Below are 13105 nucleotides of genomic sequence, written 5' to 3'. Positions count from 1 at the left end.
CTTTTTTTATCGCTTGTTTTTTCCAATTTGGGCCGTTATAATTTTTTAAGTGTGGGACGATAAATTAGATCGCAACTAGCGCCTGGAAAAAACTCGACTTGAGATATATCGATTCTGTTTGAAGGAGCTACGACATGGACCTGGTAAAAACAATCGCCGCCGAACTCAAAATTGCCCCCCGCCAAGTGGCCAATACCGTGCAATTGCTGGATGACGGAAATACGATTCCGTTTATTGCCCGCTACCGGAAAGAGATGACCGGCGAACTGGACGAGGAACAGATCCGCAGCGTCGAGGAGCGGCTGAATTACCTGCGCAATCTCGAGGCTCGCAAGAGTGAAATCAGTCATTCCATTGATGAGCAGGGGAAAATGACCCCCGAATTGGCGGCGGCCATCGGGGCTGCGACCAAGCTTCAGGAGTTGGAAGATCTCTACCGGCCCTATAAGCCGAAAAAACGCACCCGGGCGATGATTGCCAAGGAACGGGGGCTGGAGCCGTTGGCCGACCAGATCTGGAGCCAAACCATCGCGGAAGGAACTTTGGCGGAATGGGTCGGGCCATTCGTCGACGCCGAACTGGGCGTGGCCGATATGGAGGCGGCATTGGCGGGGGCGAAGGACATAATTGCCGAGAGAATCGCCGACGACCCCGCGTATCGGAAGATCTTGCGGGAATTGTTATGGGACCAGGCGCTCATCGCTTCCGAAGCGAAGGCCGGGCCGGAGAACGATCCGGACGGATTGGACGAATTCAAAATGTACGCCAGTTACCGGGAGCCTTTGAAGAGAATACCGCCGCACCGGGTTTTGGCGTTGAATCGCGGCGAGGATAAGGACGCTCTCAAGGTGGGCCTGGAATTGGACCACGAAATTGCCGTCGCCAAACTGCGGCAGCTGGTGGTGATCAATCCTAAATCCCTTTTTACCACCGAACTGACGGAGGCGGTCAGCGACAGCTATAAACGGCTGCTCTTTCCTTCGCTGGAACGGGAGTTGCGCGCGCATCTCACAACCGTCGCCGAAGAGCATGCCATTCGGGTTTTCGGCCTTAATCTCAGGAATCTGATCCTGCAAGCGCCGGTTCCAAATATCCGGGTGATGGGGATCGATCCCGGCTTCCGGACCGGCTGCAAGGCGGCGGTGGTCGATGAGACCGGCAAACTATTGGATACGGACACGATCTACCCGCATCCGCCTCAGCAGAAACGGGAAGAAGCATTGTCAAAGCTGCAGGAGCTCATCGAAACGCACGGGGTCAACCTGATTTCGGTCGGGAATGGGACTGCCTCCCGCGAGACGGAGACACTGGTCGCCGAGTTATTGCACCGGCTGGAAACCCGGCAAATTGCTTATTGTATCGTCAGCGAAGCCGGGGCTTCGGTCTACTCTGCCTCGAAGCTCGCCAGAGAGGAATTTCCCGAACTGGATGTTTCGATGCGCGGCGCCGTCTCCATTGCCCGTCGGATTCAGGACCCGCTGGCCGAGCTGGTGAAGATTGACCCCAAATCGATCGGAGTAGGCCTTTACCAGCATGACGTTGACCAGAAAAAACTGACGGAGACGCTGGGAGGAGTGGTCGAGTCCTGCGTCAACTTTGTAGGCGTCGATCTCAACACGGCCTCGCCTTCCCTGCTGCAATATGTGGCCGGAGTCCAACCGGCAGTGGCCAAGAATATCGTGGTCTTCCGGGAAACGAACGGCAAATTTTCTAACCGGACTCAACTGCTCCAGGTCAAACGCCTTGGCGAACAAGCTTTTATTCAGGCGGCGGGCTTTTTAAAGATCGCCGACGGCGACCAGCCGCTCGATGCTACCTGGGTTCATCCGGAATCCTATCCCGTGGCGTGCCGGCTGTTGGAAAAACTGGGATTTACAGTGGCCGACATCCGGGACAAGGAGCGCTTGGGGCTTTTGCGGATGAAACTGCAACTGCTGGATGTCGACAAGATGGCCCGGGAGTTGGAAGTGGGCCGACCGACTCTCAAGGACATTATTGATTCGTTGAGCAGACCGGGCCGCGATCCGCGCGAGGACCTCCCAAAGCCAGTCTTCCGCACCGATGTGCTGTCCATGGAGGATCTCCGGCCGGGAATGGTTCTCACCGGAACCGTCCGGAATGTGGTCGATTTCGGCGCTTTTGTGGACATTGGCGTCAAGCAGGATGGCTTGGTGCATATTTCGCAGTTGAGCGACAAGTATGTCAAAAATCCCACGGACGTGGTGGCGGTGGGAGATATTGTCGAAGTGCGGGTGCTTGAAGTCGATCAGACTCGCAAACGGATCGCTTTGACCATGAAAAAGCCCCCGGTCCAATAAGCCGTCTTGGGATTCCGCCGGGCGGGGGGCAAGGAGTGAAAAGGAACGATGAGTGTAGAGAGTGTCAAACAACAGTTTGGAGAATTGAAGCTCGATCTGAGCGTAATCGAACTGGCTGAGAGTAGCGCTACGGTTCAGCTGGCCGCTTAAACCCTGGGGGTCGAGCCGGCGCGCATCGCCAAGACAATGGCTTTCCGGCTGAAAGAACGGGATGTCTTGATCGTGGCCAAAGGTGATGCCCGAGTGGACAACCGGAAGTATAAGGAATACTTCAAAGAAAAAGCCAAAATGCTCAAGTCCGACGAGGTCTTGGAGGTAACCGGCCACCCGGTTGGCGGTGTCTGCCCCTTCGGGTTAAAACAACGGCTGGCGATCTATCTCGATCAGTCCTTGCGAGAGTTCGATTATGTTTTTCCGGCGGGAGGCTCCCCCAATTCAGCGGTCCGGATCAGCCCATCCCAATTGGAGCCGGTCACGGGGGAGAATGGGTGGATGTGTGCGCCTGAGCGGCAGAGATTATTGATACCGGAAAAGACCATCGTTGCCTGGCGATGGTCTTTTCTTTCAAAAACTTCATTCGAAAAGATTCAATCAAGGTTCGATTACAACCGTTGTGCCCACGGCAATATAGTCAAAGAATTCCTCAACATCCCGATCGGACAGGCCGACGCAACCCCAGGTCCAGTTCGGACCCAAGCTGGAACGACTGCCGCCGTGGATTCCGACGCCGCCGCCTAAGGCCGTTCGTTGCGGCGGGGTGGTGTAATTCGCATTGGCTTCCACGATTGCATCCCGGGTCGCCTGGTCGATCAATCCCTGTCTGAGGCCCCGCTCGGCATCTTCGACATTGGGATAGCTCAATCGGAACCAACGGGAGCCCAGAAATTCATCAGAAGGGATGAGCTTCGACTTCTCCGTGATGTAGAAGGTCCCTTCCGGAGTCCGGTGGTCGCCGGAGACCTGCTTGTCAGCCAAACCGGAATCGCCAAGTTCCACATGGTAGCTTTTTAACAGTTCACCATCTAAATACAACGATAGAACTTTGGCCGATTTTTTCACATAAATTACGAGCTTATGCCCTGAAACTGTCAATCCCCGCTGATTCAGGATGGTTTGAAGCGGCAGACAATTATCCGGGATGGCGGCTGTCGGCTTCACGACCGCTACTTCCGGCTGTTCTTGATCCGGCTGCGGTGCTGGCGGCGCGGCCGGTGGCGCCGGTGCGTCCTCAGGAGTCGCAACCTCGGACGTTTTTTCTCCTTGCATCTCGTCTTTTGAAGTTGTCCGGTATGCCAGAACCAAACCACTGAGCGAAACCAGGGCCAGGCTAATGGCAATAAAGACGATAAGCGACGGCACTTTATTCTTTTTCATAGCAAAACCCCCTTTATCTCATGATGATGATCTGGTTATATTTAAGCAGAACAATTGCCATCTTAACATAACATCGTCCGTAATAGGACCGGGAATTCCATGAATTGAATCCAGATCTTGCTGACAGCTCCAATCTATACGCAATGGCCCGTCCGCTGCCGGCGCACTGGCCATGAATGGATGATTCGTATAGTCTATTATGGGGAGCCGTTTTCTTTAGACCGGGGGAGGCGGCGAGAGTGAGGGGACAGCATGCGGAATGAGAAAACGAGGTGTCAAAGTAGCATTGCTCGGACTTATTATCGCGCGGGATCAGCTTTTGAATCCGATTAACACCAAACCGATGATGATGAGGACTGCGCCACAGATCTTGGCGGGAGAGAGCGCTTCGCCCAGGAAGAACCAGCCGGCCCATAAAGTGATGAGCGGAGAGGTGGATAAGATGAGGGAAGTCTGCCCGATGGCCCCTTTCTTGATCGCCGCATAATAGGCAAGATCGCCGATAAAAGTGGCGAAGAAGGCTTCGGCTGCTAAATACAGCCAGCGGCGGGCCGGAATGGATGCGATCTTTTCCAGCCCACCCTGGCCGAGAATAAATCCCGTCACTAAACAGACAGTAATGATGGTCCGGGCGGAGAGGCCGACATAAGGGTTGATGCCGCGCAGCCCGACCTTGCCGAACAGGGGAGCGATTCCCCAACATAGGGCGCCAAAAAGGGCCAAAAAGACGGCATTCATGTGCCATTCCCCCGTTGTTTCATGGGGCCGCGTTCCACGACGTTGGGTAACGGTCGGTAATAATCCATTCCAAGATATTTCTCACAAGGCTGCGTCGGGGGAGCGGCAATGATCACCCAAGTCTTCACGGTGAGTCCATCCGCTCCGGGGATGACGGTTTTTTCAATGCCCGGCGCCAAATTTTTATTATACCGATATACCGTGTAAGTCTTTTGACGGTTCATAATTTGATGCCTCCAAGTAACCTTGGGCGGAACAGAACGGCCGTAAAATGCAATGGATAAAGTATTATCTTTTGTGCCCGACCAGATCAGGAGCGGATAGTCCCGGTCGTTTTTGAACTTGAAGTCCTTGCCGCCGTCGGCCACGGTGGCATCCTGCCCGGCTGGAACATAAGGAACGAGCATGCTGTGGGGATGACGTTCCACAATGGGCAAGTTGGCGAGCATCGTGACATTGTATAAGGTGGAGGCAATTTTACAAACACCCCCGCCAATCGATAGAAAAACCTGAGTCCCGACATAGGTTGGACCGTCTTGATAACCTCGCTTGGCGGAGTAAGGTCCGATCCGCTTATTCAGGGAGAAGGTTTTGCCCGGCTCGGCGATGGCCCCGGATAAGATCCGGGCGCCTAAAGCGACATTGTATTCTTCTCCGGGTAAGGGATCGGGCAGAGTGGTTTGAAAAGCCGCCATTCGCAAGGTGGCGCCGTATTTTTGACAAATGGCTTGAAATTGCGGGTCATTTTCCCATTGCAACGGACCCTCAACCGGGCGGCCAAAGGGGTGAGGGTCTTGGATCTCCGCCGCTTGATTCAGCGTTTGAATCGTCAGCCCGGCAAGCGCCATGGAAACAAGCTTTTCGCCGCAGAATCCCAAAGCAAAAAGGATCAATAGCAGAAGCTGAACTTGACTTCTTTTCAAAGCGCCCTCCGGTTGTATCGAAACTTAAAATTTTTTTGATTTGATAAAAGGACTTTGCCACCGATCTTCAACAGAGGGCCTTCGGACTGGCCGAGGCAAGGCCATATGATGGTCGGACTCTGACTTGAAGCCCACGGTTGCGATTTTGGCGGATGGAAGGTGTGGTTTGGCGACGTTGGGTGAGCGGTTTGATCTTTATATATTTATTGTCGGAGAATCAGTGCTATACATAGGGTATATAAGTTGAATTAAATTTCTATAAGCATCATGTCCATGTCCCTAAAGCCGGCCATGATGGCAACATGAAGGGATTTAATTCAACTTATTACTGCTGTAATAGGATGAAATAAATTCCGCCTTGATTTCATTTGCATTCGGCTTTACTATGCAAATATAGTAAAGATATTTATTTCATCCTATATAGCCATATAATAAGGTTTTTTTTGCTCCCGGATTTCTGGAACCAACAATAAAAAAAGGCTGCTCGTTTGGAGCAGCCTCTTTGGCGGTTCTCAGGATCATGGGCTTATTTTCCGTAAATTTCGAACTCCCGCAGAGAGTAGCCATAGGGAGTACCTCGTTGGATTCCGTACATCCGGACATAGCGTCCGATCGCCGAACCGGTCAGGGTTGTGGTTCCGCCTGTTCCGGAAGTAGTAGAGTAGACAGTTGCCCAATGGATGGCGTCATTCGATACTTGAATCTTATAGCTTTTGGCGTAAGCAGTCTCCCATTTGAGGACTACTTTGCCAATGGTACTGGTTTTACCCAGATCGACCCGGATCCACTGAGGATCGATCCCTTCCCGGCTGGCCCAACGGGTCGCGGTGGTGCCATCAAACGCCTTCGCTGCGTTCCGGGTCTGAGACTCGACCGAAGAAGCGATTGCTGTCTTGTTGAGCGCCAGATTGATACTGGGTTGCGGCGCGGGTGAAGGCGCCGGCGTCGGATTCGGAGTTGGCACCGGCGCAGGACTGGAATTGCCGTTTCCCTTCAAAGCCAGATTCACCGCTTGCTCCGCGTCAACCACGCCATAGCCGTACTCATTATCGAAACCGGCCCGGCCTTTGTCGGTGGCGGACTGCTGAATGATTGCGGTAACTTCGTCCGGGGTCAGGTTGGGGTTGGCAGCGCGAACCAATGCCACCACTCCGGCGACAAACGGTGTCGCCATGGAAGTTCCACTCATTGTCGTATAGCTTGAAGCACCCCCGATATAGCTGCTCATGATGTCAGAGCCGGGTGCGATGACATCCATTTCCGGGCCATAATTGGAGTAGGAAGCACGCATTCCTGTCCGGTCGATGGCGCCAACGGTGATAACGCCTTTGCAATTACCCGGGAGATCCACCGGTCCGTTTTCATTGCCGGAGGCGGCTACCACGCTGACTCCACGGTTTATGGCGTAGTTTACCGCATCTTGCAAGGCCTGGCTGGATCCGGCACCGCCCAGACTCATGCTAATTACTTGAGCGCCATGGTCCGTAGCGTATTTAATCCCATTGATGATCGTCGATAAATCTCCGGAACCGTTCTCCCCGAGAACCTTGACAGGCATGATTTTACTGCCGCCTGCAATCCCGGCTATTCCTTTGCCATTGTTAACCGCCGCAGCGGCGATCCCGGCCACATGGCTGCCGTGACCCATTCCATCGTTGGTATTATTGTTATTATTCACCACATTGAACCCGGAAACGATGCTGCTCTGCAAATCTTCGTGCATCGCGTTGATTCCCGTGTCTAAAATGGCGATCGTGACCCCGGCCCGTTTGGTGGCGTCAATCTTACTCCAGGCCGCTTCGGCATGGATTGTCTGGGGTCCCCACTGTCGGGCGTAGTAAGGATCGTTGGGCGCGGCTTGGGCGCGCAGAACATAGTTGGGTTCCGCGTATTCAACCACTGAGTTTTTCTTCAGTTCCTGCATGGTTTGGAAGTAATCTTTGTCCTGGGGAACTTTGACCAATGCCAGGCGAAGCTGGTCATTGATCTGTCGGGTTGATCCGGAATATTTTTTGACGGTTTCTTGGACTGACTCCATACCTTGAACCGTCAAGCGATTTTTGCCGGGATCTGGTTTTTTGTATTTCACCAAAATCTCTTTTGGCCGGATCTCGCCGTGGTTGACGAGTTGTTGGGAGTTGGTATACCCAAAGTAGTACGTGCCGTTCCTTTCGAAGATGACCGCTCCGGATTGCCCATCTTGAACAATGATTGTCCCCTCATTGGAGACGGCGGTCGTTGCCTTGGAGTTAGCCATCGCGATACTGGAGAATACGAGTACCATTGTTGCAGAGAGAGTTACTAGATACTTTAGTGAAGTTTTTTTGAGAGTGAATCGCATTGGAGACCTCCATTCGTAGTTTTGGAGACCGGTTTCATAAATCATTTGCCCAGAGGCAAATGTGATAATGTTCCAGACAGAGCTTTTGTGTTCACCCTGGCCTTCGGACAGGGTTTATCACAACGCTTCTATATGCAACGACATGATTTGAATCAAATGATTTGCGAAAAAACGGTGAAGCGTTCGTTATTTTCGTAAATCATATAGACTAAGGATTAATGTTGTTGCATATGGAACATCGTTTTTAATTATGAAACACGATCTCATGCAATAAAGCTGAGCCAATAAATGAATTATAGACTTTTATTGCGGTTTGTAACAGTTGTACTTCTTAGCAGGATTTTCGGTATATACCATCTTGGGAAAAATATTGAACATTCCGGATTGATATGAAGATGCGTTCCACTCATTTCGAAGAGCGAAAACACAGGATAATTTTCATTTCCGCAAGCGGCTTCGCAATCGTCGTGGTTAGAAATAAATGTTAAATGTCTGCTTGATACTTGTTTTTTTTGGTGGTATATTGAATTTGGCTGCCAAAGGGATGTTTTTTGCGTAAGAGGTGCACTGCAAGCCGTTTTGCCCCCCACTCTGCGACCGATGAAGGAGTGATAGAAGTTGAGTAATCGTAAGATCCTTTTAGAGCAATTATTGGACCGGGTTCATCAAAATGCCCAATCGTCCCGGCGTTTGCAAGGATGGGAGCGAACGATTCGTTGGGATGTTGATGGCGAATCGTTCTACTGGCGTTCTGAAGCGGCCCGGCTCTGCTTTGTTTCCCCAGTCGAGGATCCGGATCTTCAGCTAGCTTGTTCCATAACGGTATTATCAAAGATCCTGGAGGGGGAGCTGCCGTTCTTCATCGGACTATGGGCTACCGGGGAGATTTCATTCTACGGAAATTTTGCCGATGCTTTTCGTTTGGGCTATTTGTTCTTGAATGACCGGCGTGGCCGACGGGTATTGTTTTTAGCGCACTGTTTTTTGAATACCAATCCCCGTTTCCCGGGCGGGAGCGCTTATCGCGGCTCCACAGAGCCTTTGATCCGCTTTTTGGTCGATAACGGAGTCGGAATTGTGCAGATGCCTTGTCCGGAATTCCGCTGTCTCGGCCTGGAAAAGGAGTTTTACGGATTACTCCCGGAGGACGAATTGCGCGTCGGCTTTCGAAAATTAGCGGAGCAAGTAGCGGAAGAGATAGAGGCCTATAGCAACCATGATTATGAGGTAGTTGGAATTCTTGGGATGAATCCCAGTCCTTCCTGTGGTGTGGAGGTTACCAAGGGCAAGGGGACGATGCTCGGCCACGATCGTGATGTTTCTGAAAAAGAAGGCTCCGGAGTTTTCATTGAAGAGCTCAGGCAATGTTTGAAGGAGCGAAACCTGACTCAAATACCGCTTTTCGGCTTTCGAAGGTTGTTGCCGGGTGAAAGCGGAGTGGATAAACGGCTTGCGGGGCTCAAAAAACAGTTTGGTTTATAGTAACATTTTTGGTAAGTTATAGTCAGATTGAAGTTTCAGAATTGTTAATCCCGATGGAAATTGCAGGGAAGTCCATAAAAATAAAGAATATATCAGAAATTTTCGCACGGAGATATTTAAAGTAGGACAAGTGGCCAACCAAAGCTTGCGAGCTGGTCATGAAAATTGTGACAAGAAAGAAGGTTTTGCAATGACGGTAATAAATCCCAATCGAGCTGAAGCGTTTTCCCTGCTTACTGAGTTTAACCGAAATGAGAGTTTGATTAAACATGCGTTGACCGTGGAGGCTGTGATGCGCCATTTCGCACAGCTGTACGGGGAAGAACCGGAATTGTGGGGATTAATCGGTCTGATGCATGACCTTGATTATGAACAATACCCGGAACAACATTGCATTAAGGTCCGGGAGATCCTTGCCGAACGCAATTGGCCGGAGGAATATATTCGCGCGATTCAAAGCCATGGCTGGAAACTGTGTTGTGACATAGAGCCCCTGAGCAATCTTGAGAAAGTTCTTTATACCATCGATGAGCTTACCGGGCTTATTGCTGCCGCTGCCATGGTCCGACCCAGCAAGAGTGTGCTCGACTTGGAAGTGAAATCAGTGAAGAAAAAATGGAAAGAGAAGAGTTTCGCGGCTGGAGTCAACCGGGAAGTGATTATGGAAGGCGTTTCGTTGCTGGGCATGGATCTCGATCGGGTGATTGATGAAACAATCCAGGGAATGCAAAAAGTGGCTGAGGAGATAGGGTTGAAGGGTTATGTTGCTTAGGCGATAACCCGGTATATTCATGCTAGGTTCTCAGGAGATTCGTTGTATGCTGTTATACAATGGGTCTCTTTTTATCATACAGATGTTTATTTAAAACTTTTCTCGATAAGTGACAAAAATATTGCCTAAAATATCGAACGGACTCAAGAAAAAATGCTGTTGGCAGGCATGCTTTTTGGTTCCAATTGGCATTTTCTTGGATAAAGTGTCTTCTGCAATAACTCCTTATCCATATTTATTTCGTATGATGGTAGCGAAAGAAGGAGAGGTGATTCTTTTTGAATAATGATTCGTCAGATATTTCCAATCTTGAGTCACTACTCATTGCAATTCGAGATAGCATTCAGGAATTGAATGTTTCCAATGACTTAAGAGAAATGCTGTCCGAAGATGTCGAAGTGGCGCTCTCCTGTTTTGCGGCAGGCAATACTCAAGGTGTTATTAACGTTCTTCAGGTAACAGTCGATAAACTATTGACACTATCAGTACGCTTCCCCACTCTCGCATCTTCCGTTGCGGCATTTTCATACACGATCAACGAAGCTCTGCAAAAATTCATTCAAGTTCCAATAGTTGGAGGCCCAATTAGCCTAACTGAATCCAATGATATAACCGGGACGGTAGGACCTGAAGGCTTTGGAAAACATGGTTGCATTGGGCCAACTGGATGTGTTGGACCGACCGGAGCCAAAGGACCGACCGGAGCTGTAGGACCGACTGGAGCCGTAGGGCCGACCGGAGCCACAGGTGTAGCCGGAGCAACGGGAGCAACAGGAGCTGTAGGACCGACTGGAGCTGTAGGACCGACTGGAGCCGTAGGGCCGACGGGAGCTGTTGGACCTACTGGGGCTGCAGGGCCGACCGGAGCCACAGGTGTAGCCGGAGCAACGGGAGCAACCGGAGCTGTAGGACCGACAGGAGCCACAGGCATAGCCGGAGCAACGGGAGCAACCGGAGCTGTAGGACCGACTGGAGCTACAGGCTTAACCGGGGCAACCGGAGCTGCGGGGCCGACCGGAGCTGTAGGACCGACTGGGGCCGTAGGGCCTACCGGAGCCACAGGCGTAGCCGGAGCAACGGGAGCAACCGGAGCTGTAGGACCGACCGGAGCCACAGGTGTAGCCGGAGCAACGGGAGCAACAGGAGCTGTAGGGCCGACCGGAGCCCCAGGCGTAGCCGGAGCAACGGGAGCAACCGGAGCCGTAGGGCCGACTGGAGCTACAGGCTTAACCGGGGCAACCGGAGCTGCGGGGCCGACCGGAGCTGTAGGACCGACCGGAGCCACAGGTGTAGCCGGAGCAACGGGAGCAACCGGAGCTGTAGGACCGACCGGAGCCCCAGGCGTAGCCGGAGCAACGGGAGCAACCGGAGCCGTAGGGCCGACCGGAGCTACAGGCTTAACCGGGGCAACGGGAGCCACAGGAGCCGTAGGGCCGACCGGAGCCACAGGCTTAACCGGGGCAACCGGAGCTGCGGGACCGACTGGAGCCGTAGGGCCGACCGGAGCCACAGGCGTAGCCGGAGCAACGGGAGCAACCGGAGCCGTAGGGCCGACCGGAGCTACAGGCTTAACCGGGGCAACGGGAGCTGCGGGACCGACTGGAGCCGTAGGGCCGACCGGAGCTACAGGCGTAGCCGGAGCAACGGGAGCAACCGGAGCTGTAGGACCGACTGGAGCTACAGGCTTGGTAGGACCGACCGGAGCCGCAGGGCCCACCGGGCCGACTGGAGCCACCGGATTGGTAGGACCGAGTGGCGCTACTGGACCAACTGGACCAACTGGACTCACCGGAGCGGTTGGACCAACTGGAGCGGTTGGACCGACTGGAGCCACTGGCTTGGTAGGACCGACCGGAGCTGCAGGACCAACTGGACCGACTGGCGCTGCCGGAGCCGTTGGAGCTACCGGAGCCGTTGGAGCCACCGGAGCGGTAGGAGCCACCGGAGCGGTAGGAGCCACTGGAGCTGTAGGACCAACCGGTGCGGTAGGGCCGACTGGAGCTGTGGGACCGACTGGAGCCGTTGGACCGACTGGAGCCACGGGAGTAGCTGGAGCCACCGGAGCCGTAGGACCCACCGGGGCTGTAGGGCCTACCGGAGCAACAGGAGTAGCCGGAGCGACTGGAGCAACCGGAGCCGTAGGGCCGACTGGTGCGGTAGGGCCGACCGGAGCCGTTGGACCGACTGGAGCCACGGGAGTAGCTGGAGCCGCCGGAGCCGTAGGACCAACCGGGGCTGTAGGGCCTACCGGAGCAACAGGAGTAGCCGGAGCGACTGGAGCAACCGGAGCCGTAGGGCCGACTGGTGCGGTAGGACCGACCGGAGCCGTTGGACCGACTGGACCATTGGTATCCACCGATTATGCATATATTTATAATACAACGATTGTTCCCAGCATACCTGCAGAAACCGATGTACCACTGGATACGAACGGTTTAATTGTAGGAGGCATCTCCCATACACCTGGAAGTGCAGAGATACTCATCACTAGCAGCGGTGTTTACAGTATTATGTTTACAGTGGTAGCTGACCGAGTCAATCAATTCGCGCTATTTTTAAACGGTGTACTCATTCCCGGTTCGATATACGGGGTGGGCGCTGCAAACGTGGAGAATACCGGACACGTTATTGTCAGCATCACTGCACCGGCCACTCTCACCATCCGGAACCATACTTCCTTCAACACCGTTGCTTTGCTACAAAACGTCGATGGCGTCCAGGACAATGTCAATGCTTCGATCCAAATACTACGGATAAGTTAGAGCAAGGAGCTCTTCCCCGAAAAAGGGAAGGGCTCTTTTTTTTACCATTCATGGTCGGCCGGGATAGAGCTTCTCTCTAACTCAGCGAGTGGGACTTCCATTCGGATGTCCGTATTTAGCTCCCTCACTTCGGCGGTTTCGTCATCGTTGATTTGTTCGATCCAAACCGGTGCTTGAGCATGTCGGACCTCGATTACTCCATACGATTCGATGATTCGTTTTGCTTCCTGCCTATTCAAGATGATCACTCCTCAGCGTGTAGTATTTCCTGATTTGGGTTCTTTACCATATAAGTTGAATTTAATTAGGGTTCGCTGAACAGGGGAAAACGCCCTCAAAAAGCCGATTCAGCGAACCCCCCAAGTTCCATGAGCAAGCCCAAAACGGACCTTGAA

8 protein-coding genes and 1 pseudogene are annotated in these 13105 nt (G+C 52.9%); 4 read left to right on the top strand and 5 right to left on the bottom strand.

Going from position 1 to position 13105, the window contains the following annotated elements:
• Positions 1-134 precede the first annotated feature (134 nt).
• Both EDC14_RS14550 and EDC14_RS27795 read left to right on the top strand, forming a co-directional pair.
• Complete coding sequence (locus EDC14_RS14550) at positions 135-2318, top strand: Tex family protein (RefSeq protein ID WP_132015039.1); 2184 nt, start codon at positions 135-137, stop codon at positions 2316-2318.
• A 48-nt stretch (positions 2319-2366) separates the two neighbouring features.
• Positions 2367-2824, top strand: a pseudogene (locus EDC14_RS27795) (YbaK/EbsC family protein).
• A gap of 85 nt (positions 2825-2909) precedes the next feature.
• Here the strand turns inward: EDC14_RS27795 and EDC14_RS14540 are convergent.
• The 4 genes from EDC14_RS14540 to EDC14_RS14525 all read right to left on the bottom strand — a co-directional run bounded on the left by EDC14_RS14540 (position 2910) and on the right by EDC14_RS14525 (position 7694).
• Positions 2910-3692 (bottom strand): L,D-transpeptidase family protein, encoded by a 783-nt coding sequence (locus tag EDC14_RS14540; RefSeq protein ID WP_132015038.1) that lies wholly within the window; start codon positions 3690-3692, stop codon positions 2910-2912.
• 312 nt (positions 3693-4004) lie between these two features.
• Positions 4005-4430 (bottom strand): EamA family transporter, encoded by a 426-nt coding sequence (locus EDC14_RS14535; RefSeq protein ID WP_132015037.1) that lies wholly within the window; start codon positions 4428-4430, stop codon positions 4005-4007.
• Positions 4427-5353, bottom strand: a complete 927-nt coding sequence (locus tag EDC14_RS14530) for a VanW family protein (protein ID WP_132015036.1) — start codon at positions 5351-5353, stop codon at positions 4427-4429. Before EDC14_RS14530 ends, EDC14_RS14535 begins: the two co-directional genes overlap by 4 nt.
• Before the next feature lie 526 nt (positions 5354-5879).
• Complete coding sequence (locus EDC14_RS14525; RefSeq protein ID WP_165908031.1) at positions 5880-7694, bottom strand: S8 family serine peptidase; 1815 nt, start codon at positions 7692-7694, stop codon at positions 5880-5882.
• A 618-nt stretch (positions 7695-8312) separates the two neighbouring features.
• On the opposite strand from EDC14_RS14525, the gene EDC14_RS14520 reads away from it, so the two are divergent.
• Both EDC14_RS14520 and EDC14_RS14515 read left to right on the top strand, forming a co-directional pair.
• A complete protein-coding gene (locus EDC14_RS14520) occupies positions 8313-9176 on the top strand; it encodes a DUF523 domain-containing protein (protein ID WP_132015034.1) in 864 nt (287 codons plus the stop codon).
• Positions 9177-9366: 190 nt separating this feature from the next.
• Positions 9367-9948, top strand: coding sequence for an HDIG domain-containing metalloprotein (locus EDC14_RS14515; protein WP_132015138.1), 582 nt, complete (start codon positions 9367-9369; stop codon positions 9946-9948).
• A gap of 2803 nt (positions 9949-12751) precedes the next feature.
• Here the strand turns inward: EDC14_RS14515 and EDC14_RS14505 are convergent.
• Positions 12752-12949 (bottom strand): small, acid-soluble spore protein, H family, encoded by a 198-nt coding sequence (locus EDC14_RS14505; RefSeq protein WP_165908030.1) that lies wholly within the window; start codon positions 12947-12949, stop codon positions 12752-12754.
• Positions 12950-13105: the final 156 nt, after the last annotated feature.

Origin of the sequence: Hydrogenispora ethanolica (assembly GCF_004340685.1) — a bacterium.
GTDB classification, from domain to species: Bacteria; Bacillota; UBA4882; order UBA8346; family UBA8346; genus Hydrogenispora; species Hydrogenispora ethanolica.
This window is presented reverse-complemented; position numbering and strand designations above follow the sequence as displayed.